The 23806-nt window shown below is 61.2% G+C and carries 20 protein-coding genes, 1 tRNA gene and 1 riboswitch; of the genes, 7 read left to right on the forward strand and 14 right to left on the reverse strand.

Translation table 11 applies throughout. From position 1 onward, the window contains the following. The first annotated feature begins 74 nt into the window (after positions 1-74). The gene (locus BZ163_RS09720; RefSeq protein ID WP_128870726.1) at positions 75-578 is read left to right on the forward strand and encodes a DUF4142 domain-containing protein; all 504 of its coding nucleotides are present in this window, start codon (positions 75-77) and stop codon (positions 576-578) included. Between the two features lie 58 nt (positions 579-636). Here BZ163_RS09720 and BZ163_RS09725 read toward each other — a convergent pair whose 3' ends face one another. Further along, entirely contained in the window at positions 637-1047 is a 411-nt protein-coding gene (locus BZ163_RS09725) for a low affinity iron permease family protein (RefSeq protein ID WP_128870727.1), read from the reverse strand. Positions 1048-1285: 238 nt separating this feature from the next. On the opposite strand from BZ163_RS09725, the gene tam reads away from it, so the two are divergent. From tam to BZ163_RS09750, 4 genes are all read left to right on the forward strand, one after another. Beyond that, positions 1286-2056 (forward strand): trans-aconitate 2-methyltransferase, encoded by a 771-nt coding sequence (gene tam / locus BZ163_RS09730; RefSeq protein WP_128870728.1) that lies wholly within the window; start codon positions 1286-1288, stop codon positions 2054-2056. A 775-nt stretch (positions 2057-2831) separates the two neighbouring features. After that, on the forward strand, positions 2832-3986 hold the full coding sequence (locus BZ163_RS09740) for an LssY C-terminal domain-containing protein (RefSeq protein ID WP_218190501.1): 1155 nt from the start codon (positions 2832-2834) through the stop codon (positions 3984-3986). A 56-nt stretch (positions 3987-4042) separates the two neighbouring features. Next, positions 4043-5263 (forward strand): LssY C-terminal domain-containing protein, encoded by a 1221-nt coding sequence (locus tag BZ163_RS09745; RefSeq protein ID WP_218190502.1) that lies wholly within the window; start codon positions 4043-4045, stop codon positions 5261-5263. Continuing rightward, a complete protein-coding gene (locus BZ163_RS09750; RefSeq protein WP_218190503.1) occupies positions 5250-6401 on the forward strand; it encodes a hypothetical protein in 1152 nt (383 codons plus the stop codon). Before BZ163_RS09745 ends, BZ163_RS09750 begins: the two co-directional genes overlap by 14 nt. A 105-nt stretch (positions 6402-6506) precedes the next feature. On the opposite strand, the gene BZ163_RS09755 is transcribed toward BZ163_RS09750, so the two are convergent. The 13 genes from BZ163_RS09755 to BZ163_RS09815 form a co-directional block, all read right to left on the reverse strand. After that, a complete protein-coding gene (locus tag BZ163_RS09755; RefSeq protein WP_128870731.1) occupies positions 6507-8051 on the reverse strand; it encodes a Fic family protein in 1545 nt (514 codons plus the stop codon). A gap of 351 nt (positions 8052-8402) precedes the next feature. Then, positions 8403-8476: transfer RNA gene (locus BZ163_RS09760), tRNA-Gly, on the reverse strand. A gap of 181 nt (positions 8477-8657) precedes the next feature. After that, on the reverse strand, positions 8658-9542 hold the full coding sequence (locus BZ163_RS09765; protein WP_128870732.1) for an alpha/beta fold hydrolase: 885 nt from the start codon (positions 9540-9542) through the stop codon (positions 8658-8660). 312 nt (positions 9543-9854) lie between these two features. Then, positions 9855-10547 carry a pseudouridine synthase gene (locus BZ163_RS09770; RefSeq protein WP_128870733.1) on the reverse strand — a complete coding sequence of 231 codons (693 nt, stop codon included), beginning with the start codon at positions 10545-10547 and terminating at the stop codon, positions 9855-9857. Positions 10548-10603: 56 nt separating this feature from the next. Then, positions 10604-10801 (reverse strand): cysteine-rich CWC family protein, encoded by a 198-nt coding sequence (locus BZ163_RS09775; RefSeq protein ID WP_128870734.1) that lies wholly within the window; start codon positions 10799-10801, stop codon positions 10604-10606. Positions 10802-10807: 6 nt separating this feature from the next. Beyond that, positions 10808-12295 (reverse strand): sensor domain-containing diguanylate cyclase, encoded by a 1488-nt coding sequence (locus BZ163_RS09780; protein ID WP_128870735.1) that lies wholly within the window; start codon positions 12293-12295, stop codon positions 10808-10810. Between the two features lie 225 nt (positions 12296-12520). After that, positions 12521-14299, reverse strand: a complete 1779-nt coding sequence (gene atzF / locus BZ163_RS09785; RefSeq protein WP_128870736.1) for an allophanate hydrolase — start codon at positions 14297-14299, stop codon at positions 12521-12523. 25 nt (positions 14300-14324) lie between these two features. After that, a complete protein-coding gene (gene uca, locus BZ163_RS09790; protein ID WP_128870737.1) occupies positions 14325-17954 on the reverse strand; it encodes an urea carboxylase in 3630 nt (1209 codons plus the stop codon). Positions 17955-18264: 310 nt separating this feature from the next. Beyond that, entirely contained in the window at positions 18265-18930 is a 666-nt protein-coding gene (locus BZ163_RS09795) for an urea amidolyase associated protein UAAP2 (RefSeq protein WP_128870738.1), read from the reverse strand. An 11-nt stretch (positions 18931-18941) separates the two neighbouring features. Then, the gene (locus BZ163_RS09800; protein WP_128870739.1) at positions 18942-19667 is read right to left on the reverse strand and encodes an urea amidolyase associated protein UAAP1; all 726 of its coding nucleotides are present in this window, start codon (positions 19665-19667) and stop codon (positions 18942-18944) included. A 12-nt stretch (positions 19668-19679) separates the two neighbouring features. Next, a complete protein-coding gene (locus BZ163_RS09805) occupies positions 19680-20468 on the reverse strand; it encodes an ABC transporter ATP-binding protein (protein ID WP_128870740.1) in 789 nt (262 codons plus the stop codon). 42 nt (positions 20469-20510) lie between these two features. Further along, the gene (locus tag BZ163_RS09810) at positions 20511-21326 is read right to left on the reverse strand and encodes an ABC transporter permease (RefSeq protein WP_128870741.1); all 816 of its coding nucleotides are present in this window, start codon (positions 21324-21326) and stop codon (positions 20511-20513) included. 15 nt (positions 21327-21341) lie between these two features. Then, positions 21342-22409, reverse strand: coding sequence for a putative urea ABC transporter substrate-binding protein (locus tag BZ163_RS09815; protein ID WP_128870742.1), 1068 nt, complete (start codon positions 22407-22409; stop codon positions 21342-21344). Between the two features lie 63 nt (positions 22410-22472). Continuing rightward, positions 22473-22573: riboswitch (guanidine-I (ykkC/yxkD leader) on the reverse strand. Between the two features lie 265 nt (positions 22574-22838). Between BZ163_RS09815 and BZ163_RS09825 the strand changes: the two genes are divergently transcribed. After that, positions 22839-23087, forward strand: coding sequence for a hypothetical protein (locus BZ163_RS09825; protein ID WP_128870743.1), 249 nt, complete (start codon positions 22839-22841; stop codon positions 23085-23087). 166 nt (positions 23088-23253) lie between these two features. Then, positions 23254-23727, forward strand: a complete 474-nt coding sequence (locus BZ163_RS09830) for a hypothetical protein (protein WP_128870744.1) — start codon at positions 23254-23256, stop codon at positions 23725-23727. Positions 23728-23806 lie beyond the last annotated feature (79 nt).

Here is a 23806-nt window from a genome sequence, read left to right on the forward strand (position 1 = left end):
TCGCTGAGGTAGTTTTGATTGAGAGGCGGGGGCGCAAGCTCCCGCTTGAATTTTACGAGAAGGAGGGCGCGACCATGAGCCGGATGGCCACCCGATTACGCAATGCCAGTTTTGCCACGTTACTGGGCCTGTGTGCCAGCAGTGCCTTTGCCCAGTCCCCTGCCGAATTCATCAATGATGCCTCGGCCAAAGGCATGGCCGACATCGAAGCCAGTCGCCTGGCGCACCAATTGTCCGAGTCCAAACAGGTCAAGGATTACACCATCGTCGTCATCAACGACCGCACCACCGCCAACCAGCATCTGGCGAAAATCGCCAAGCAACTGGATTTGCCAGTCGCCCCGCGCGAAGAAGTGGTCGACAAGGCCAAGGCCCTGATGCCGGAAGTGAAAGCTGACGCAAGCTTCGACCAGACCTACGCGGCCAGCCAGGTGAAAACCACCCAGGAAGCCATCGAGCAGCTGCAGCAGGCCGCGCAGACCACCGATGTGCCGCAAATCAAAGCCTTCGCTGAAGAAACCCTGCCCAAACTGCAAAACCATCTGCAGATGGCCAAGGCGCTGCAAGCCAGTCGCTAGGAGTTGGCAGTGTTAAACGCAAACGGCGCGTGACTCAGGTCAGGCGCCTTTTTTTTGCTCAGCACTCGTCCCACTTGGGTTTTTGCTTGCCCTTGGAGACGAGGCCTTCGAGGTCGAACACCTCATTTTCGCCCATGGCGCGATAGTGTTTGCGCAAGGCTTCCAGCTGCTTGAGATCGAGCAATTCGAGCCCCAGCATCGCGTTGCGCGCCTCCTTGTTGACCCGCAGCAATTCATCGATCTTCAGGTGCAGAATGTCGGTATCGCGGTTCTGCGTGTTCTGGATCAAGAACACCATGAGGAAGGTGATGATGGTGGTGGAGGTGTTGATGATCAGCTGCCAGGTGTCGTTGTAATCGAAAATCGGACCGCTCAGGCCCCACAGACCAATCAGGATCAGCGCGCCCATGAAGGTCTTGGGGCTACCGGCCCACAGAGCGAGTTTCTGCGAGATTTTTGCGAATTTCATTGCCGTGTTCCTTATTGGGATGCGCCTGATTTTGTGACAGCGCCGGCATGCTGAAAATTCTGCTTACATATTCCCATTCGGCCAAATCGGCTCTTTCGGACAATACGGACGCCACCAGGTTTTCGGTGCAGATGCAGGAGAAGGGGGGGATAAGTAGAGATCGCGGGGGTAGGGCGGAGCTTGTCGACCGAGGTATCGTAGCGGACAGCCCATGACAACGCACAGACAGGAGAACGCAATGAGTTGGTCCGCCAAACAATACGTCGCTTTTGAAGATGAACGCACGCGCCCGGCCCGTGACCTGCTGGCGGCCATTCCCGGCACTGACGTGCGCTCGGCCATCGACATCGGTTGCGGCCCCGGAAACTCGACCGAGTTGCTGGTGGACCGCTTCGCCAACGCCGCGGTGCGAGGGCTGGACAGTTCGACCGACATGATCGACGCCGCTCGCAGGCGTTTGCCACAGGTGCAATTCGATACCGCTGACATCGATACCTGGAACGAAAGCGGCCCGTTCGATGTGATCTTTGCCAATGCGGTGCTGCAGTGGCTGCCTGATCACGCGAACTTGCTACCGGCATTGGTGAACAAGCTGGCGCCCGGCGGCAGCCTGGCGATCCAGATGCCGGACAACCTCAACGAGCCCTCGCACCGCTTGATGCGCGAAGTCGCGGCCGATGGGCCGTGGGTTGGCAAGCTGGCAGGCGTCGCCGGGCAGCGGACGCCAATGGACAGTGCCAGCGGTTACTACTCGATGCTGCGCCCCCACTGTTCCCGGGTCGATGTGTGGCGCACGACTTATCACCATCCGCTCGCGGACGGCGCGGCTGGTGTGGTCGAGTGGTTCAAGGGCAGTGGATTGCGGCCGTTTCTCGAGCCGCTGGATGAAGCGGAGCGGGGGCAGTTCCTCAAGCAATATCAGGCAGCCATCGAGCGTGCTTATCCGCCGTTGGCCGATGGCTCGGTGCTGCTGCCGTTCCCGCGGTTGTTTATTGTTGCGACCCGTTGATGCAAAAATGTACAGGTGACGCTGAACGTCATCCGTCTAATTTGCCCAGCGGGTCTCTATTCAGCGCTGAACCTTAACCCGCCTCATCATCGGCCGTTCCCGTTCTCAGCCCTGCTGCAACACCTTGGTCGCTGAGAATCACCGAATCCGTGGTGATGTCACCGCGCATCGCGAGGTTTTCCAGGACCTGTGTCACCGCACCAATTCTGTAACGGGCGGTGCTGAGCACTGGAGTGCAGCGGTTGGGTGGGAACAGTGCCAATCATTGCTCGACGCGCAGAGGTTGTGCCAGTGCGATGTCGTAACGGTTTGCAAGGTGCCTGAAACCGACTTGCATTGACGAAATCCTTTACTGGGGCAAGAAAAACGCTAACAGAACAGCAGTTTTATGCGAAAACGATAATTTTCGTCGGTGTGAAAACGCTAATGCTGGATGAAATTTGATACTGAATCCGTGATATGTGAAAAAAACGCTAACAAATTTCAGTGTAGATGACAGCGTCCCTGCTACAGATACAAAAAACCTGCGCAATTCCCGGGGCGGTTCATAATGAAAGGCTGAGACATGGAAACCGATGTGCGCAGTCGCCACGGATTACCCAGGCAGGGCAGCGAAGCTCAGTTGATGAGGTTACGCGATGCATCGCATGGTGAGACACGCGCTCGCAGCAATGGCCATCGCAGCCGCGCTCGTCGGCTGCGCCTCCCAGCCTCAGTCAACGACGAGCCTTGACTACAAAAGCCGCGCGGTGACGCGCAGCGATGGCGCCTGGGGGTGTCGACCGCCGTACTGTCGGCCGCAGAAAGCGAAGTGGTCTACGGCGTGCCCCTGGCGAATAAATCGATACAGCCAGTCTGGGTCGAAGTCAAAAACCGGGAAGACCGCGCCTACTATCTGCTTTCGCCGGGCCTCGATCCAAATTTCTTCCCTGCATCCGAGGCGGCCGAAGCATTTTTCCCGGGGGGCACGCAGGACGAGCGGACGGCGCTCGACCGGCACTTTCGTCGGCTGGCCTTCCGCAACCCTGTCGCACCTGGCGCGACAACCTCGGGCTTCGTGTTGACCCATCTCGACGAGGGGTTCAAGTTCGTTAACCTCGATCTGGTGGCAGACGGGCGGTCGAGGCATTTCTCTGTCCTGGCCATCGTGCCGGGCCTGCGCACCGATTACCACATCAGCGAAGTGTTCAGGCAGGGCATCTATCCGCCCGAAGACATTGTGAACTACACCGATGACGCCAGTTTCCAGGCGGCGCTGGAGGCGCTGCCGTGCTGCGTCACCAACGAGGAGGGTTCCAGGAACGGCGATCCGCTGAACCTGGTGATCGTCGGCGGCCTCGATGATGCCTTCCCCGCATTCGCGCGTCGCGGCTGGCGCGGAACCGAGGAAAAGTGGTCGGGGGCGATCATGAAAATGGTTCATTCGGCGCTTGCCGGCGAGCGCTATCCCTATGCGCCGGTGAGCGATCTCTATCTGTTCGGGCGAGCCCAGGACCTTGCCTTGCAAAAGGCGCGTGACAACGTCCACCAGCGTAATCATCTGAGGCTGTGGCTGAGTCCGATGCAATATCACGGCAAGAAGGTGTGGATCGGACAGATCAGCCGTGATATCGGCAGCCGGTTGACCATGCATACTGCGACGCTGACGACGCACAAGATCGACCCTGATGTCGACGAAGCGCGCAGTGCGCTGACGCAGGATATGGCGTATTCGGTGACGCTGGCCAAGTTCGGATTCGTGAAGGGTGTGGGGGCCGCGCCCAAGAGCGCGCCGCGCGAGAACCTGACGACCGATCCTTACTACACGGATGGGCTGCGCTGTGTCCTGGTATTCGATCCCATGCACACCTCCCTGGCGCAAATAGAGTTCTTTCTCTCGAAGGGCATCTATGAGAATGACGGACAATCACCGGGGCGGGTCAAGCCATGAGCCGCTTGCCGTCGGCGCCACCCGCCAGGGGGACTCTGCGGTGTGCAACACGCTGCTTGTGCACCCTGGGTTGTGCAGCGATTCTTGCGCTCGTCGTTGCTTGTACGACCTGGCAGGCACCCGCCGATTTAAGTACTACCGAGTTGCGTGAACGTGCGCAGACGGCCACCAGGCATCAGGTGCGCGTCAGCGCCGCCGTGCTCAGTGCCGAAGACAGGCAGCGCATGCTGGGTGTGGAGCTGGACAAGACACGCGTGCAGCCCGTGTGGGTCGAAGTCCAGAACCAGACTGCCGATCCGCTCTTGTTGCTGCGACCGGGAACCGATCCCGACTATTTCTCGCCACTCGAAGTCGCCTGGTCCATGCACGGGATATTCGCCCCGGCCGCGAACGCACGCATCAATGCACACTTGGACCAACTGGGGTTCAAGAATCCCGTCCTGCCAGGCGAAACGAAAGCCGGCGTGCTGTTCATCAACCCGGAGCGCGTTACGCGGCTGCTGAATATCGATCTGCTGCAGAGAAAGACGCTGATCCCGTTCTCCCTTTTCTTGCGGGTGCCGGACGATGCCGGGGAAAAATGGTTTGCCGAAGGCTTGTTCCAGCATCATGGTTCCGAGATCAAGGACTATGACGATCTGGCCGCGTTGCGTTCCGCGTTGGAGCGCCTTCCCTGCTGCGCCACTGACGCGAACGGCAAGGCGCCCGGCGATCCGATCAATGCCATTCTCGTCGGCGAGTTCGCCGATATCGCCGCCGCATTTGTGCGTCGCGGCTACCGGCGTGCCGCGAACCCCGCGGATGCGGCCGAACGTGTGTTCGGCCGCATGCCCGATGCCGTGGTTCGCAAGCGATCGCAAGCCGGAGCGCCGGCGACCTGGGTGCGCGTGTGGAACACGCCAATGCGCTTCGAAGGTCACTCCGTCTATCTCGCGCAGGTCGCAAGACCGACCGGCGGACGCTTTGCACCGCGCGATTCGCAAAACCTCGTCTTGCATGAAGATGTCGATGAGGCGAGAAACCTCCTGATCCAGGACATGATGTATTCGGCCGGTCTGGACAAGCTCGGGTTCGTCACCGGCGTCGATCCCGCGTCCCAGGCACACTCGCGAACGACGTTCAGCGGCGCCCATTACTTCAGCGACGGTCTGCGTGCGGTCATGTTCTTTGCGACGCGGCCGCTCAGCCTGTCGCAGGTGAAGCTGCTCGATTGGGAACCGTATCTGGACCGGCGCGACTCGCCTGCACAAAAGGAGGTCGATGATGCCCGCAAGTGACCTGTTCGGCAGGCCGGATGACTCGGCCGGCCGTTTGTGCGGTACCCACCCATTGTTGTGCAGCGCTGGCATGGCATGGCTGATGATCGCTGGCTGCCATGCGCTCACCGCCTGCACACCCGCGCCGCTGATTGCCTACTCGGCGGACACCCCGCCGCTGGTACTGGTCCCAGCGTCGCAGGCCGGCGTGAAGGACCAGCGGGCGCGCTTTCGCGAGATTTTCTGCTCGATCCTCGACACGCGAGCAAGCGTTCTGCCCGATAGCCGCCCTTGCGAGGAGGCATTGACGCGCGTCGGTAGCGAACCGGGTGGCACCGGCAAACCCGTCGATCTCGGTCAATCGAAACGCCGTCTGGTTGGCGCTGTGGTGGCCGGCGTCGGCTACGAATGCTTCGAGCAATGGCTGCAAGCGCCGGGCAGCGTAGCGGTTCATCTGCGCCAGTTCGGATATGACCTGGTGCAGATCAAGGTCGACGCCTTATCGAGCTCCGCAAAGAACGCTCGGCAAATACGCGACGCGATCATGGCGATGCCAGCTGACGCCGGACCGCCGCGCCTCGTCCTCATCGGCTATTCGAAGGGCGCGCCCGACATCCTCGAAGCGATGGTCGCTTACCCGGAAGTCCGCGGCCGCGTGGCGGCAGTGATCAGCGCAGCCGGCTCGGTCGGCGGCTCGGCGCTGGCCAACGATGCCGAGCAGTACCAGGCGGACCTGTTGCGGCACTTTCCCGGTGCGACCTGCGATTCGGGCGACGGTGGCGCGATCAACAGCCTTCGACCCGCAACGCGCAAGAACTGGCTGGCGCAGAACCGGCTGCCGTCCGAACTGAACTACTATTCGCTCGTGACCTTCCCGCAGCCGGATCACATCTCGGCCGTGCTGAAATCGAGTTACAACAAGCTGGCGCGCATCGATGCCCGCAACGACAGCCAAGTGATCTTCTACGATCAGGTTGTGCCCGGCAGCCGCCTGATGGGCTATATCAACGCCGATCATTGGGCACTGGCAGTGCCGATCGCCCGAACGCATTCCACCCTAGGTTCACTATTGGTGACACAGAATGCCTATCCGCGGGAGGCACTGGCGGAGGCGATGCTGCGCTTCGTCGAAGAGGATCTGGCGGCATCTTCGCGCTGATCTGCTCCCGCATGTATCGGCGGCTGGAAGCGTGAGGATTCTTCGCGTCGAAGAGCGCGGGCAGGGCTGGAGGCTCGAGAGCACCTTATCCGGATTCGCCGGAAATCACTCTTCGCCAGCCCCCATCTCCCGATTCTCAAACGCGGAACGCACGGCCTCGACGACGCGTTTCGCCGTGCCCTCATCTTCAAGCTGCGGATACCCTTTCTTTAGCTTGCCAGATACCGTCCAGCCATTCTCCTTGATGGAGCGGATGATGCGGTTTGCATCCTGGTCTGGCATCTCCAGTACCTCTTTCAGCTGCTCCTGCGCTCGCTGAAAAATCACCAGTACTCGGGCTTCATCCGCCATTTCCTTTCGAATCGTGTGCTCGACGACGCGTGCGGTGTACAGGACGTGTTCGGTCAGATCGGGATACCGCCAGGCAAAGCACGCGTCCTCGTATTCATCGAAGATGAAGTTGCTGGGAGTGCCGTCCTCGTAGGTCACGAGTTCGCCGAACCGGTAGTCCGTTGCGTAACGTCGCATGAACGGCCGCGAGAACGCTTCGAGCGTACGATCGTAGCCAGCCCTGAAGTCGATCGAACTGGTGATGGTGGCCGACACTGGCAGTATCACGCCGTCAGGCACCGCCTTATCCCGAATCAAGGTGTCGTTGATCAGGAAGCGATGAATCCGGCCATTGCCGTCGCGCATGGGATGGATATACACGAAACCAAATGCCAGCACCGCGGCACGTGCCAGTGACTCCGCACCACGTGTTGCGACTTCAAACTCGTTGAGCCCTGCCAATAGCTGCGCGAGATCCTCAAAATGAGGGGCAATGTAATGCACGATGTCCTCGCGCATTGTGGCCTGGCCCACAAACACAGGAGAGCGCCGCAAGCCCAGTCCGATGGCATCACGCCCCAGAATGCCGGCTTGCAGGGACTGCAGGCTGTCGTTGCTCAACGGGTTTTTGATATGACCGCAGTGCTGGGCAATGACATGGGCAAACCGCTGGATGCGATCCGCCTGGTCGGCTTCCTTTTCGATGAGAAAGCTCGCGCGCGATTCCTTGAACGTCAGCCAACTGGCCGTACGCATCAGAATGTCGGCGCCATAGGCGTGATCCAGTTCTTCCAATGCCTTGCGCAGATCGAATTGCAAAGCTTCCTGGACTGACGGGGTACGACGAACCAAGGGGCAGAACTCAGCCGTCCCCGGGAGGTTGTTATTGACACGCCAACGCCGTGTTCGCAGTGCCTCACTACGTGTCAGGTAATCTGTTGGAGAAACGGCATCAACATAGCGGCCATTGGTCACGTCAGGCACATCCAGACGTTCCCCTGTCAGCCATTCGTAGAAGAACCCGGTGCGACGGGCGTACTGGCCGAAAGGCTCCCGTCGACACCAGTCTTCGATAGGCTGCGGGCCTGTGACCGCGAACAGGCGAGCAAAAAACTCGAGATGAATTTCTTCGTACTTGAGACCGAATTCGAAATGCCCTGCGAAATCGTCTGCAGGTCGGTAGCTTGGTGGATACCGGTTCTCCACCTGGCCCTCACTTTCGCGGCTGACGCGAACCGTGCCGATCATCGACTCGGCACGCAGAGGCTGCGCCAATGCGATGGCGTAGCGGGTCGCGAGGGTCTTGAAACCGACTTGCATTGACGAAATCCTTTACTGAGGCAATAAAAACGCTAACAGAAGGCCGATCTTATGCGAAAACGATAATTTTCGTAGCTGTGAAAATGTTAATGCTGGATGAAATTTGATACTAAACCCGCGATTTGAGAAAAAAACGTTAACAGAGTAAAGGGTAGGCGCTTCCCTCCCTCGGACACTAGCTCAACGACCAGCGGAAAATGGGTGAGGGGACGATGAAAATGGGGGTCGCTTTGCTTGTAAAAAATGAGCCCAATCCCACCAAACCCCAGACACAAAAAAACCGGCCATCAAGGCCGGTTTTTTCTTTACCTGCATCCCCCGTCAAAAACCGACGTGAGACTGAAATTCGATTGGAGCGGGTGAAGGGAATCGAACCCTCGTTATCAGCTTGGGAAGCTGGAGTAATGCCATTATACGACACCCGCTCAGAGCGGCTGACTTTGTACCAGATGTGCGCATGGATTTGAAGTTTTTCTTTGTGCTCGTTGCATTTAGCAGCGGATAAAGCAAAAACAGGGACCGCGGGACGGTCGTTCGCGGGCAAGCCTCGCTCCTACAGGATGCGTTTAACGCTGTAGGGCGGGGCTTGCTCGCGATGACGCTGTTTCAGATGGACAGTGCATGTTGGTCCTGGACGTAGTGGTACCGCGGTCGGCTCGACTGTGGCGCCGGTTTCAGGAAGCCCAGCAGTGCGTTGCGGCTGTCTCGGCAGGCGGCTTTGTGCTCCATGTCGAGAAAGTGGCCGGTGGCCTGCAGGGTGCTGAAGGTGGCGTCTTGCACGTGGTTGGCGAATAACCGGGCGCCATCGGCGGCGGTGTATTCGTCCCATTCGCCGTTCATGAACAGCACGGGCACGGTGATTTTCTGCGCGGCCTTGAAAAAGCACTGGCGATCGCTGTGCAGAAGGTCGCTGATGTGGAAGTGCATCTGCCCGTATTCATGCTCGGCCAGGGAACTGACGTGCCGATAGTTGAAGCGCTTGAACAGGGTCGGCAGGTGTTTGCCGATGGTGCTGTTCACCAGGTTGCCGACCCGGTCGCCGTCCCGGCTGCCGAGGTAATCGATGCCGCGCTCGAGGTAGTCGAGCATGTGCGAGTTGATCTCCGGCGAGAACGAGCTGATCACGGCTTTTTCGATGCGCCGTGGCTGTTGGGCCAGGGCGACCAAGGTCGCGGCGCCACCCCAGGAAAACGACAGCACGTGTTCGGCGGCGAAGTGATCGATCAGTTCCAGGAGGATCTGCCCTTCGATTTCCTTGGTCAACGATTGCTCATGCAGGTTGTGGGCTTTTGACTTGCCCGCGTAGGGCTGGTCGTAGCAGACCACGTTGAACTGCGGGTGGAGGTTTTTCACGGTTTGTGCAAACGACGCAGTCGTGGCCAGCGAGCCGTTGACCAGAATAATGGTCTTCTCTGCGGCGTCTGCGCGATAGAACTCCGTGTAAACCCGATACTGACCCTGTATATCCAGCACAGCGATTTCTGGCCTCATGTCATCAGACTCCAAGCAAGCGGGTATGCGCGCAACTGAGATTGCACGAGCTTTATGACAGGTAGGCATACGCCTGGAATTCTGGAGCCCATGTCGATCCAATGCAGTCCGGTCGACGGGTATTGTTATTGGCGGGCAGTCTGCCGGGGGAAGGCGGAACCTGAGGGTTCTCTACCGGCAAAAAGTTTCTTAGAAGTATGTTGTGACTCGTCGGTCACATTTCGGCCGACGTCCTGATTCAAGCAGGGGTCACGTTCGCGCGCAAGTATCATTCGTAAATTGTTCGACAACTTCTGCTGAGCGGTCGTCTGCTTAGAACAAAAGGATCTCTTCGGTGCACAATGCGCGGTACTCGCCCGGTTTTAGGGCATTGTCGAGCGCCAGCGGGCCCATGCGTTCGCGGTGCAGGCGCAACACTTTGTTGTCGAAGTGGCCGAACATCCGCTTCACCTGGTGATACCGGCCTTCGACGATGCTCAGGCGTGCGGATTTCGGCCCGAGCACCACCAGGTCGGCGGGCTGGGTGACGAGGTCTTCGAAGGCGAAGTACAGGCCTTCGGTGAAAGTGATCGCGTAGTCGGGACCGATGTCCTGTTCAGTCTCGACGTAATAGACCTTGGGCAGTTTGGTCTGCGGTTGGGTCAGGCGTCGTGACCAGCTGCCGTCGTTGGTGATCAGCATCAAGCCGGTGGTGTTGTAATCCAGGCGCCCGGCGATGTGCAGTTCGTCCTTGTCCGGCTCATGGATCAGGTCGAGTACGGTCGGGTGTTCCGGGTCGCGGGTGGCGCTGACGCAGCCGACGGGCTTGTGCAGCATGAAGTAGCGGGCGGGCTTGCCGACTTGCAGTACGTGCTCGTCGACCTCGACGCGACTGAACACCGAGACCTCGGCGTGGGTGTCGCTGACGATGTTGCCGTCGATCCGCACGCGCTTTTCCACCAGCAACAGGCGCACCTGCTGACGGTTGAAGCGGGGCAGGTTGCTGAGGAAACGGTCGATGCGCATGACGACAATCAGTGGAGAAAGGGGGCCGTATCTTACGTGATCGACAGCGCGGTTGCTTAACCCAACTGTGCCTCGACCTGGGCGCAGCGGGGGCACAGGCAGGATAGGTCGCGCAGTTCCGGCGGCAGCGCTTCGAGCACCGCCGGGTCGATGCTGACGCCATAGCACCAGCAGGCCCGATCGGCGGTTCGAGGGTCGGCCAGGGTGCAGTCGTTGGAGGCGCCGCAGGCCGGGCAGAATTCTGGTTTGTTCATGTAGGACTATGCATAACTGGAGTGAGGCATTTCCACGCAGGTGCGGTTACGACCGGAATGCTTGGCACGATACATCGCTTGATCGGCCCGGGACAGTAGCGTGTGCAAGGTGTCGTCCGCTTGCAGGGTGGTCAGGCCGATGCTCACCGTCAGGCGCAGTTGCTTATCGTTGTAGGCATAATGCTGTTCTTCGACATGCCGGCGGATCTTCTCGGCGATCATCTTGCCGGTGTGACCGTCGGTGTCCTTGAGCAACACGATGAATTCTTCACCGCCCCAGCGGCAGACGATGTCGGAGTGCCGCAGGCAACTTTCCAGGTCCCGTGCGAAGCCGATCAGCACCTGATCGCCGGCCAGGTGACCGTAGGTGTCGTTCAAGGCCTTGAAGTGGTCCAGGTCCAGCAACAGCGCGGTCATTGGCCTGGGCTCGCGCCGGGCTTCGTGCATGGCTTGCGCGGCCAGCAGGTCGAAGCCGCGACGGTTGGGCAGTTCAGTCAGGCTGTCGAGGGTTGCCTGAGTCTGGATTTTGCCCTGATAGCGCTTGATCACCCGGTTGAGCAGGGCCAGCACGGTCAGGGTGACGATCAGGCAGATCAGCAGGTTGAGGTACAGCGACTGGCGGATCTCGCTGAGGGCGCCATCTTCGCGCTTGTCGACGAACAGGTACCAGTTCAGCTCCGGAATGAAGCGCACGTTGAGGAAGTGGCCCTGGCCCTGGACAGAATACTCGTAGCTGCCGCTGTGGGGTTTGGGCAGTTGGCTGACCAGGCTCTTCATGCTGTCGAGTTCGCCGAGGGTCTGTCCAACCTGGGCGCCTTGCGGGCCACCTTCTGCGCCGGTGAGCACCAGGCGCCCGAAGGTGTCGACGAAATACACGCTGCGCTGGTAGCGCTGCTGGTATTTGTCGATCAGCTTGATCACCGCGTCGACCGTCAGGCCGACACCCGCCGCGCCGATGAAGCGGTTGTTGTAGTCGTAGACCTTGTAGTTGATGAAGAAGGTCAGGTTGTCCTTGTTGGCCAGGTCCGGGTCGACATTGATCTCATAGGGATCGGCCATGTCGCGGACGCGAAAGTACCAGGCGTCGCGGGGCTCATCGACCTTGACCTGCTTGAGCACGCCTTTGGCGTGGTAGTAGGTCAGCGTGCCGTTGGAGACGAAAAACGCGGTGTAGGCGCCGTAGTGGGTCATGACCTCGTCGAGGTAGCGGGTCATCTGCCCTGGGTCGTTTTCGCCATTGACCACCCAGTCCCGCATGAAGGTGTCGCGGGACATCATCGAGGAAATCAGGATCGGCCTGACCAGGTCTTTCTGGATTTCCGAGTAGACCGTGTCCGAGGTCAGCGGCAATTCGGTATTGACGATACTGTCGCGGATCGACGCCCGCGAGGCGTAGTAGCTCAGGAAAGAAGTGGCCAGGAATCCGGCGCCCAGCAACGCAATCAGCGTGAGCACCAACGAGCGTTGCGAATACAGCGGCGAGCGAAGCGGCATGGCGATTCCGTTGCAGTAATCCGATGCAAGCATTCTAGTGGCACTTTGTGGAAATAACTGCGGGATTTGTGGGGTGAATTGGCAAGGATCAGGGCCGGTGGTGTCTGGGCTTGCCAGCGAAGGGGGCATGCCTGATACACCGCATCGCCTGGTTCGCCAGCAAGCCGGCTCCTACAGGGTTTTGCGCGGACCTTGTAGGAGCTGGCTTGCCAGCGAATCGTGAGATCAACGCAGATCTTTCAGGTACGCCCGCCACCCGCCCAGATGACTGATATCCACCGCCCCCTCCAACCCATACGCCTCGCAGATAAACCCGCTCTCCCAGCGCCCATCCGCCAGTTGCACCTTGCCCAACCCCAGCGGTGCCGGAATCCCGGTCAGAAACGAGCCCAGCTCACTGCTCGGCAGTTCCCAGACCTCCACGGCGATGGCGACACCACCTGCCTTCACCCGAACCATCCCGGGCCGCAGCGGTGGGCCGCCGGCCAATGCATACAGCTGGTAGTCAGGTGAGCTGAACGTCGTCTCGATCAACCGGGCTCCACGGCGTTTCAGTTGCCAGTTCAACGCCAACCCATCCAGATGCGCACCGCACACCACCAACCGTGCTCGATCATTGCGCGCGACAGTCGTCGGTGCAGAGGTTGCCAATCCTTGCCGACGTTGCAACGCATCCGCCACCCCTAACAAATACTGATCGGTGAACGCCCGGCCAAACAGCGTCACGCCCCATGGCAGGCCGTTGCGCATGAAGCCGGTGGGCACGGCGACGGCGGCGTAATCGAGCAGGTTCATGAAGTTGGTGTAGTAGCCCAGTTCCGAGTTGCGCACCACCGGTTCGGCTGCCAGTTCCGCCAGTGTCACCGGTCGGCCGATGGTTGGCGTGAGCACGCAATCGAGTCCGTCCAGCGCCTGGTCGCACAGCGCTTTCAAGGCTTGCAGGCGATACTGGGCACGGAAGGTTTGCACGCCGCTCACCGCCGGCGCCTTGGCCAGTACCGCGCGAATCACCGGCAGCACGGCTTCGGGATTTTGCGCCAGCAACTCGCCGGCGACGCTGTAGCGCTCGGCTACCCACGGCCCTTCGTAGAGCAGGCGCGCCGCTTCCAGGAACGGCGACAAATCCAGCGCCACCGCCTCACCGCCCAACGCGGTGAGTTGATCGACGGCATCGGCGAATAACAACGGACCTTCAGGGCAACCGAAGAACTCCAGGTCTTGGGTGCGCGGCACGCCGAAACGGAACGGGCGCGGCGTACCGAACGCCGAGCCGTCATTCCACAGCGGATTGCGGCGGCTGTATTCATCCCGTGGGTCGAGTTGCGCGGTGAGCGCCAGGAGTTGGCTGGCTTCCCGGGCAGTGGCGGTGAAGGTCGTGACGCAATCGAGCGTGCGGCAGGCCGGCACCACGCCCGCCGTGGAGATCAACCCTTTGCTCGCTTTCAACCCGACCAGATTATTCAAGGCCGCCGGCACCCGCCCGGAACCTGCCGTGTCCGTGCCCAGCGAAAAGCTCGCGACACCCAACGCCACTGCCAGCGAAGAACCGGCACTGGAACCGCCCGAGGGATAATCCGGCAACACACTGTTCGGGCACGCGCCATAGGGTGAGCGACTGCCGTTGAGGCCAGTGGCGAACTGATCGAGGTTGGTCTTGCCCAACGGAATAGCGCCCAGGGCGAGCAGTTGCTCGACGATGGTCGCCGAACGCTGCGGCACGTAGGCAAACGCCGGGCACGCCGCCGTGGTCGCAATGCCCGCCAGGTCGATGTTGTCCTTGATCGCGAATGGCACGCCGTACAGCGGCAGACTGTCCGGGTCACGACCGTCGAGGGCGGCGAGGTAGGGTTCCAGTTCCTCGACGCTGAGCAAGTGGATGAACAGGTGATAGTCCGGGTTCAACGCTGCGGCTTTATCGCGCAGGCTCGACAGCAATTGCCGAGGCGTGGTGCTGCCATCGCGGTAGGCGCTGCGCAGGGCGTCGAGTTGCAGATTGATGTTCATGGCATTCATCCTTTTCAAAATGGGTTCACTCGAGTTCCAGCACCACGACGCGCTGGCCGGCGCGCACGGGCGACCCCGGCTGTACGCGAATTTCCCGGACGACGCCGGCCATGGGCGCGAGCAAGGGGATTTCCATCTTCATCGATTCCAGAATCACCAGCACATCACCGGCGGCGACCCGGCTGCCGGCCTCCACCTGGACCTGCCAGAGGTTGCCGGCGATGTGGCTGTCGACGCTCTGTTGACCAGGGGCCAGTGGCGCGTCTTCGGTGGCGTCCGGGGCCGGTTCTTCGCTGTCGAAATGTGCTTGGCCGCTGGCGATCCAGCGCTCGCGTTCGGCGTTGAACGCGCCTTGTTGCTGATCGCGAAACGCGGCAATGGTCTCGGCTTCTTTGCTCAGGAACGCCTGGTAGTCCGCCAGGTTCAGCTGACTGTGCTCGATATTCAGATCGAAACGCCCCAAGGGGAAATCCCGGCGAATGCGCAGCAGCTCATCGGCGCTCACCGGATAGAACCGGATCTGGTCGAAGAAGCGCAGCAGCCATGGTTTGCCATCGAACGCGGCGACCTCTCGGTAGCGATTCCACATCTGCAAGGTACGACCGACGAACTGATACCCGCCGGGGCCTTCCATGCCGTACACGCACATGTAGGCGCCACCGATGCCCACCGAGTTTTCCGCGGTCCAGGTGCGGGCCGGGTTGTACTTGGTGGTGACCAGCCGATGCCGTGGATCGAGCGGGGTGGCGACAGGTGCGCCGAGGTAGACGTCGCCCAGGCCCATCACCAGGTAGCTGGCGTCGAACACCGTGCGCTGCACCTCGTCGAGATTCGGCAGGTCGTTGATGCGGCGGATGAACTCCAGATTGCTCGGGCACCAGGGCGCGTCCTTGCGCACGGTGGTCATGTATTTTTCGATCGCCAACTGACACGCCGGGTCGTCCCAGGACAGTGGCAGGTGAACGATGCGCGAGGGCACTTGCAGGTCCCTGGCGGCGCACACGGCGTCCCATTCGCCGGCGACGATGCCGAGCAGATCGGCCAGTGGCAGTTGTTCGGGTTGGTAGTGTACTTGCAGCGAGCGGATGCCTGGGGTCAGGTCGATCACGCCGTGCAGGTGCTGGCTTTCCAGGGCTTGCATCAGGGCGTGAGCGCGGAAGCGCAGGACGAGGTCCAGCTCAGGTGCGCCGATTTCCAGCAGCAGGTGAGTGTCGCCGGACAGCCTTGCGACAAGCCGCGTATCCCCCTGACCCAAATCCAATACCACAGGCGACACAACCCCCTGTAGGAGCTGGCTTGCCAGCGAAGGGGCCCTGACAGACACCGCGTCAATTTCTTCGCTGGCAAGCCAGCTCTTACAGGGGGTATTCCATTTCAAGGCGAGGTTGCGGGCGGTCTTCAGGTCGACGGGGAGGAACTGAACTTTATCGCCTGCCTTGAGCTGCCCCAATTGCCAAAGATCGGCCTCGATCACCGTCACCGGGCACACAAACCCGCCCAGGCTCGGGCCGTCCGGGCCAAGGATCACCGGCATGTCCCCGGTGAAATCCACCGCGCCGATGGCATACGGATTGTCATGGATGTTCGACGGATGCAATCCCGCCTCGCCACCGTCGGCGCGCACCCATTCCGGCTTCGGCCCGATCAATCGCACGCCGGTACGGCTGGAGTTGAAATGCACTTCCCACTGGGTGGCGAAGAAGGTGGCGATGTAGTTTTCGCTAAAGTATTCCGGCGCGCCATGGGGGCCGTAGATCACCCGGATTTGTCGCACGGCGGGTAGCTCGGTGCCGTGGTCCAGTTGTTGGCCGACGCTGCGGTCGATCAATGCAGGTACATGCAGCACATCCCCAGCGCGCAATGCTCGGCCACCATGCCCACCGAATTGTCCCAGGGTGAAGGTGCTTTTGCTGCCCAGGTATTCAGGCACTTGCAGTCCGCCGCGCAGGCACAGGTAGCTGCGAGCGCCAGCACCGGCAATCGTGCCAAGGCTTAAGGTCGCGCCTGCCGGGATCAGCAGCGCCGTGTTCATTGCGACGGTTTCACCGTCCAACATCAGTGGAATCACCGCCCCGGTCACCGCTATCACCGCCTCGCAATTGAAGCGCAGCAACGGGCCGCTCATGGTGATTTCCAGCGCTGCCGCCCCTTCGTCGTTGCCCAGCAACAGGTTGCCCAGGCGCAACGCGCGGCTGTCCATCGGCCCCGACGGCGGTACCCCCACCGCCCAGTAGCCGAGGCGGCCGGGATAGTCCTGGACGCTGGTCTGGGTGCCGGCGCTGAGCACTTCGAAGGTGTTGGCCCGATAGACCAGGCCTTCCAGGCAACGGGTCCACGCCTGGCCGCTGGCGAAGGGTGCATCGAGCAGGATCTGGCGCAGGTAATCGCGGTTGGTCTCCACCCCGTAGAGCAGGCTGTCGCCCAAGGCCTGGTGCAATTCGGCGCGGGCCTGTTCGCGGCTCGGCGCCCAGCTGATGACCTTGGCGATCATCGGGTCGAAGTAGGGCGGGATCTCGCAACCGGCTTCGACCCAGGTGTCGATCCTTAACTGTTTGCCATCGGCGACAGGAAAATCCACCGCCGTGAGCAGGCCGGGGCTCGGTTGAAAATCCCGGCCCGGATCTTCGGCATACAGCCGTGCCTGAATCGCGTGACCGCAAGCTTTCAACCCTTGGCTCAACTCGCTCAACGGTGGTAGATCACCGGCCGCCAGTTGCACCATCCAGCGCACCAGGTCCACGCCCCACACTTGCTCGGTGACGCCGTGCTCCACCTGCAAGCGGGTGTTCACTTCCAGAAAGTAAAAGTGCTGATCTTCACTGTCGAAAACGAATTCCACAGTCCCGGCGCTGCGGTAGTTCACGGCTTGCGCCAGTTTGATCGCCGCCGCGCAAAGCGCTTCGGCCATGCCGTCGGGCAGGTTCGGCGCCGGGGTTTCTTCGAGGACTTTCTGGTTGCGCCGCTGCACCGAGCAGTCGCGCACACCCAGGGCGATCACTTCACCGTGGCCGTCGCCGAACACCTGGACTTCCAGATGCCGCGCCCGCTGGATGTACTTCTCGATGAACACCCCGGCGTCGCTGAAATTGTTCTGGCCGAGGCGTTTGACCGCTTCAAAGGATTCACTCAGTTGCGCCGCGTTGCGGCATACGCGCATGCCGATACCGCCACCCCCGGCGGTGCTTTTGAGCATCACCGGGTAGCCGACCTGTTCCCCTGCGATCAAGGCGGCGTCGAGGCTGTCGAGCAGCTCGGTGCCTTCGAGCAGGGGCACCCCGTGTTGCCTGGCCAAGGCGCGGGCGGTGTGCTTGAGGCCGAACACTCGCAGTTGTTGCGGCGTCGGACCGATGAAGGCGATACCGGCGGCTTCGCAGGCTTCGGCGAACGCGGCGTTTTCCGAGAGAAAACCGTAGCCGGGATGAATCGCCGTGGCGCCGGTGGACTTGGCGATGGCGAGCAGCTTGTCGACCATCAGATAGGTGCCGGCCGCGGCACCGTCACCCAGGCTGTGGGCTTCATCGGCCTGCAGGATGTGCAGGCTGGCGGCATCGGCTTCGGAGTAGACGGCAACGCCCTGGACCTGCAATTGGCGCAAGGTGCGCAGGATACGGCAGGCAATGGCGCCACGGTTGGCAATCAGGACTTTTTCGAACATGGCAAAACCCCCGGAGGCGATAGCGCATCAGCCTCGACCTGGGATGCGGGCCGTCCCGCAGTTTTTCGATGGGCGCCGGGGTCGTCCCCGGCGGCAGAATCACTGAACTTGAAACCACTGCTGATCCACCCCTGTGGGAGCGGGCTTGCTCGCGAAAGCGGAGAGTCAGTCGACATCAATGTTGAATGTGCTGGCCCCTTCGCGAGCAAGCCCGCTCCCACATGAGGGCTGTGGTGTTCTTACTGTTTGAGGCATTGGCTTGAACGGGCCTGACACAGGGCAAACAACCACCGCCGCAACCGCGCCAATTTCAGTTCCATACCAGCACCTCCGCCGGCGTAGGGTTGTAGGCGTTGCACGGGTTGTTCAGTTGCGGACAGTTGGAAATCAGTACGATCACGTCCATCTCCGCCCGCAGGTCGACGTATTTACCCGGTGCCGAGATCCCATCTGCAAAGGTCAAACCACCCTCCGCCGTGACCGGCACGTTCATGAAGAAGTTGATGTTCGGTCCGATGTCGCCCTTGCCCAGTCGTCCGTCGTGGACGCAGGCGCGCAGGTAGTTGTCGCGACAGCTGTGCATGTAGCGTTTTTCCAGCGCGTAACGCACGGTGTTGCTCTCCTGGGCGCAGGCACCGCCGAGGGTGTCGTGCCGGCCACAGGTGTCGGCGACAATGGTCAGCATCGGTTGGCCGAGATTGGAATAGAGCACGCTGCCGGTGCCCAGGTAGACGCTGTTTTGCCGGCGCAAGGTGCGTTGCACGTCGTAGCGTTCCTTGGGGTTGGCGACACTGTAGAACAGGGTGTCGATCGCCTGGTTGCCTTCCAGGTCGAGGATGCGCAAGGTCTGGCCGGCCTTGACCTCCAGCAGCCAGGGTTCGCCGGCGGGGATGGTGGCGCGGTAGACCGCGGTGTCTGGCTGCCTGTTTGCGGCAGTGTCATCAGAAGCGGCAGCGGTAGCGATGGCGAGTGACATGGCAGCGATCCTCAGGCGAACAGGCGGTCGGTGTTGATGAAGCCGCGCTCGTTTTCCGGGCGCGAGGTGCGGCAGTGTTCGGCGACGCTGGCGTCGGCGTTCATCCAGCTGAGCTTCAGGGGTTGGGGCGCGTATTGCGGCGACGGGTCCATCGGGTGTTGCAAGGCGGTCAGCACCACCAGCGTGTCCATCGGCGCATACAACTCGATGTAATCGCCGGCCCTGGAGTTGCCTTCGACGAAGTGGAAACGTCCGGCCTCATCGACGTTCACCCGACTGAACAGGTTGAGCGTCATCAGCAGATCGGACAGGCCCAGCCCCCATTTGCCCAGCTCCACCAACAGGTTGTCGGTGCCGTTGCGGTAGAAACCGTTGCGCAGTTCCTGATAGCGGCCCTGACCGTATTTTTGCGTGACCTCTTCAGCGCACAGCACGCCGCCGAGGCTGTCGCTCCAGCCGCAGGTGTCGGCAGTGATGGCAGCCAGCACCCGGCCCATGTCCGAGTACAGGCAATGGCCCGTGGTGAGCTTGGCGGTGTGTTGGCATTTGAGGCTGTCGGGCAGGTTCAGGCGCTCGGTTTTTTCGTTGGCGTTGAGCAACGTCAGGCTGACGTTGGCGCCACCGCGCAGGTCGGTCAGGCGCAGCAATTGGCCGCGCTTCAATACGAAAGAGCGATGACCGCCGCCGGGGAGCATTTCTTCGGCGAAGGGCGGGAACAGTTGAGTCGAATCGGTCATTGCAAAATTCCTCTAGGCAATACGAAGCGTGCCCGCCAGCTGAGCCGGCAGGGCGTCGACAGCCGCACGATTGATGCGGCGGTCGCTGTTCAACGGGATGTCGTAGGTGATGCGCGCGCCATAGGCGCCGGGGGCGTGCGGGTCGAGGCGAACCTTGTCGAACACCAGCAGGCGCGTGCCAAGGCTGAAGCCTTCGGACAGGTCGTGGGTGACCATGAACACCGTCAGTTGCGTCTCGCGCCACAGCTCCAGCAGCAGGCCGTGCATGTCCTTGCGGATGCCCGGATCGAGGGCGCCAAACGGCTCGTCAAGTAGCAGCACCCGGGGTTTCATGATCAGTGCCTGGGCGATGGCCAACCGTTGCTGCATGCCGCCGGACAGTTGCGCCGGGTACTTGTCCCGCGAGTGGCCGAGGCCGACCTTGTGCAGCAGTACCGAGGCCTGTTCTCGTGCGTCTTGTTTAGCGCTGCCGAATAACCGCCCCAGCCATGGCGAGCGCGGCAGTTCGAGACCGAGGGCAACGTTGTCCAGCACGCTCAGGTGCGGGAACACCGAATAGCGCTGGAAGACCACGCCACGGCTGGCATCCGGCTCGCCGGCCAGGGCCTGGCCATCGAGCAGAATCTCGCCGCGACTGGCGCGTTCCTGGCCAAGCAGCAGGCGCAGGAAGGTGGATTTGCCGCAACCGGAAGCGCCGACCAGCGTGCAGAACTCGCCCTCGTTGACGTTCAGGTTCAGCCCTTCGAGCACCACCTGATCGGCGTATTGCTGCCAGACATTTTTCACGGTGATGAAGCTCATGCGCGGGCTCCTCCATAACTCATTTAGGGGCACCTTCGTGGCTCATTTAGAGGCACCTTCGTGCCAGGGGAAGGCCCGTCGGGTCAGGCGCTTGAGGCCCCAATCCATCAGCCAGGCGAGCAGGGTGATCCACACCACGTAGGGCAAGATCACGTCCATCGCCAGGTACCGGCGCACCAGGAAAATCCGGTAGCCAAGGCCGTCGGTAGAGGCGATGGCTTCGGCGGCAATCAGGAACAACCAGGCCGAGCCGAGCATGAGTCGTAGCGAGATCAACAGGCGCGGCAACAACTGCGGCAGCACCACCCGCAGCATCAAGGTCCAGGTCGAAGCCCCGAGCGTCTGGGCCTTGATCAGCAACTCGAGCGGAATCTCCCGGGCGCGCTGTTCCAGATCCCGCGCCAGGCACGGGGTGATGCCGATCACGATCAGCATCACTTTCGACAACTCCCCCAGTCCGAACACGATGAACAGAATCGGCAGGATCGCCAGCGGCGGCACCATCGACAGCACCGTCAGCAACGGCGACAACGGTGCGCCGAACAGCGGCAGGGTCCCGGCGACGATACCCAGGCACAACCCGGCCAACGCGCTGATGCCCAGGCCGATGGCCAGGCGACGCAGGCTGGATGCGGTGTCTTGCCAGAGCAGGTAGTCACCGGTGCGGGTGTCGGCGGTGAACGCCAGGAGTTTCACTGCGTCGGTCATCTGCACCGCGCTGGGCAGCAGCTTGTCGTTGGGGTTGTCCGTCAGCCGCTCGGCCGAGCCCATGAAGTAGGCGAACAGCACCAGGGCGAACGGCAGGATCACCAACAACAGGCGACTCGGACGATCCGGGTGGCGATTGATCAGGCGCATGGCCAGTCCTCCTGTTTACAGCTTGGCGTCGGCAGCCATCTGCACGAAGGTCGGGTCGAAGCGCAGCTTGAGGTTGCCCTTGTCGCCGCTGGTCACGCCATTGGCGAAGGCTATGCCGACAGCGCTGGTGTCCTTGGCGCCTTCACCCAGCAAACCGTGCTGGAACGAGAATTCGGCGACCTTGCGCATGGTTTCCGGCAGTTGCTTGCTGGTGGCAAACACGAGGGCTTCTTTGGGCGTGGCGAACAATCGGGTGGTATCGAGTTGCGCCTGGAATCCCGCCAGATCCGTGCCCGAGGCTTTGGCCATGTGCTCCAGGGCGGCTTTGCCGGCGGCGTTTTTCGCGTGCATCAACTCGACCACTTCGAACCAGGCGCCGGTGAGTGCTTTGCCCAGGGCCGGGTTGTCTTTGAGGGTGGCGCTGTTGACCACCATCATGTCCATGATTTCGCCGGGGATCTGGCTGGAGTTAAAGACTTCGGTCACCCCGGGCCTGGCCTTGATGTCCGAGAGCATCGGGTTCCAGGTGGTGACGGCGTTGACCTGATCGGTGTTGAAGGCGGCCGAGATGTCGGCGTCGGAGGTGTTGACCACTTTCAGGTCTTTCTCGGTGAGGTCCACCGAATCCAGCGCCCGGGCCAGCAGGTAGTGGGACACCGACAACTCCACCAGATTGACGTCCATGCCCTTGAGGTCGCCGACGTTCTTGCCGTCGCCCTTGAGCACGATGCCGTCGTTGCCATTGGAGAAGTCGCTGACGATCAGCGCGGTGCTGTCGACGCCACCGGCCGCCGGAATGGTCAGTGCGTCCATGTTGGTCATGGTGCAGCCGTCGAACTGGCCAGCGGTGTACTGATTGATCGATTCGACATAATCGTTGAGCTGCACCACCTCGATCTGGATGCCGTACTTTTTCGCCCATTTGTCGACGATGCCCTGGCTGCCTGCGTATTCCCAAGGCATCCAGCCGGCGTAGATGGTCCAGCAGACGCTGAAGTGGTCTTTCTGTGCAGCCTGGGACGAGAGGCTCAGACAGGCTGCGAAGGCAGCGGCGAGCAGGGCGGGTAATCGAAGTCGGGACATGGGATGGTTCTCCAGTTGATCAGGGGCGGGCAGGAGTCAACGCGGCACCGCGAACGGTGGCTTGTCTCCCGGGCTTTTGTCCCGCCGTGTAACCTCAACTGGAGGTCGCCAACTCTCGGACCAGCCACTCGCCTTAGCGAGCCGGAACCCTAGTCAGCCATTGCAAATTGTGGTGCCGCGAACCTGTGATGACTCCTGCACGCCTTTGCTAAAGCGAGAGCCGTGCCAAGTCGGTTGGAACGCTCTAGGCCGCAGGAAACAGCCACAGTCGTTGCAGGAAAGGGTAAAGGGTTGCCTTGTGATGGTGCGTGAGTGCACCGCAATGGAACGGATTGGCCACTTATCTGAAGGTTTTTCTCCTGGCGCACTCGGTCCGGGTATTCAAGTCAAAACAGATGAGTGTTGTCGCGGGTCTTCCCGGAGGCCGTCATGCTCCTTCAGAAAAAGCTCCGTCCGCTGCTGCTGAGTGCGTTGCTGGGGTTTGGCCTGTCTGGCTGTTACTACTACACCGGTGGGGCCACTGTGTATCCGGCGCCCTATTACTACCCCGGTTACCGTTCGCCTTATTACTCACCCGGTTATTACGACCCGCGCGTCTATGGGGGCTATCGCTATTGGTACTTTGGCGGCCATGGCCCACGGTATTACCGGGGCGGATATCACCACTGGCACCATTGATCGGCAGGTGCAGGATGAAAAACCTTTCATCGGTCACTTGTTTCAATGTGTTTCGCGAACGCACCAGATTTCGAATTCGATGTCTGATCTTTCGACAGTCACCGAATAATTGACTGTCGCCCGCCAGCGTCGCTGGTGTGGCTCACTCGCGGTCCAGGAGGCCGCCATGCTCTGTCGAAAACAGCTCCACCGACTTCTTCTGCTTACCCTGATGGGATTGTCTCTTGGTGCGTGCGTGCCCTATTCCGATGGAGGAGCCAGCTACTACCGGTCCGAGGTCTACACATCCCCTGCGCCGTATTACTCCGGTGGCGGGCCTTATTATTCCAACGGCGGTTATTACACGGCGCCGCGCCGGTATTATGCGCCGCCTGCACGGTATTACCAGCCAACGCCGCGGTATTACCACCAGCCGCGGGTTTATCAACCGGCACCGCGTTATTACCAGTCGGCGCCGCGGGCCGACTACCGGGCTCATCAGAGTCGCAGTTGGGATGGGCACAGCCGTAGCGGTTGGGACGGCCGTAACCGCGGCGGTCGGGACAACGACAATCGCAGCCGTGGCGGGCGCGACAACCGTGGTGGAAGAGGCGACCACGTCGGCCGCGGCGATCACGGTGACCGGGGTGGCCACCGTTAATACGACGTTAAACGCAATCACTGTGGGAGCGGGCTTGCTCGCGAAGGCGGTGTGTCAGACGGCATTAATGTCATCTGAC

The sequence above is a fragment of the Pseudomonas sp. VI4.1 genome (assembly GCF_002029345.1).
Taxonomy (GTDB): Bacteria; Pseudomonadota; Gammaproteobacteria; order Pseudomonadales; family Pseudomonadaceae; genus Aquipseudomonas.

Bases quoted from the DNA above. Each gene is read 5' to 3' on its own strand.
- BZ163_RS09720 (WP_128870726.1), top strand. From the start codon at position 75: ATGAGCCGGATGGCCACCCGATTACGCAATGCCAGTTTTGCCACGTTA.
- BZ163_RS09725 (WP_128870727.1), bottom strand. From the start codon at position 1,047: ATGAAATTCGCAAAAATCTCGCAGAAACTCGCTCTGTGGGCCGGTAGC.
- tam (WP_128870728.1), top strand. From the start codon at position 1,286: ATGAGTTGGTCCGCCAAACAATACGTCGCTTTTGAAGATGAACGCACG.
- BZ163_RS09750 (WP_218190503.1), top strand. From the start codon at position 5,250: ATGCCCGCAAGTGACCTGTTCGGCAGGCCGGATGACTCGGCCGGCCGT.
- BZ163_RS09755 (WP_128870731.1), bottom strand. From the start codon at position 8,051: ATGCAAGTCGGTTTCAAGACCCTCGCGACCCGCTACGCCATCGCATTG.
- BZ163_RS09765 (WP_128870732.1), bottom strand. From the start codon at position 9,542: ATGAGGCCAGAAATCGCTGTGCTGGATATACAGGGTCAGTATCGGGTT.
- BZ163_RS09770 (WP_128870733.1), bottom strand. From the start codon at position 10,547: ATGCGCATCGACCGTTTCCTCAGCAACCTGCCCCGCTTCAACCGTCAG.
- BZ163_RS09775 (WP_128870734.1), bottom strand. From the start codon at position 10,801: ATGAACAAACCAGAATTCTGCCCGGCCTGCGGCGCCTCCAACGACTGC.
- BZ163_RS09780 (WP_128870735.1), bottom strand. From the start codon at position 12,295: ATGCCGCTTCGCTCGCCGCTGTATTCGCAACGCTCGTTGGTGCTCACG.
- atzF (WP_128870736.1), bottom strand. From the start codon at position 14,299: ATGAACATCAATCTGCAACTCGACGCCCTGCGCAGCGCCTACCGCGAT.
- uca (WP_128870737.1), bottom strand. From the start codon at position 17,954: ATGTTCGAAAAAGTCCTGATTGCCAACCGTGGCGCCATTGCCTGCCGT.
- BZ163_RS09795 (WP_128870738.1), bottom strand. From the start codon at position 18,930: ATGTCACTCGCCATCGCTACCGCTGCCGCTTCTGATGACACTGCCGCA.
- BZ163_RS09800 (WP_128870739.1), bottom strand. From the start codon at position 19,667: ATGACCGATTCGACTCAACTGTTCCCGCCCTTCGCCGAAGAAATGCTC.
- BZ163_RS09805 (WP_128870740.1), bottom strand. From the start codon at position 20,468: ATGAGCTTCATCACCGTGAAAAATGTCTGGCAGCAATACGCCGATCAG.
- BZ163_RS09810 (WP_128870741.1), bottom strand. From the start codon at position 21,326: ATGCGCCTGATCAATCGCCACCCGGATCGTCCGAGTCGCCTGTTGTTG.
- BZ163_RS09815 (WP_128870742.1), bottom strand. From the start codon at position 22,409: ATGTCCCGACTTCGATTACCCGCCCTGCTCGCCGCTGCCTTCGCAGCC.
- BZ163_RS09825 (WP_128870743.1), top strand. From the start codon at position 22,839: ATGCTCCTTCAGAAAAAGCTCCGTCCGCTGCTGCTGAGTGCGTTGCTG.
- BZ163_RS09830 (WP_128870744.1), top strand. From the start codon at position 23,254: ATGCTCTGTCGAAAACAGCTCCACCGACTTCTTCTGCTTACCCTGATG.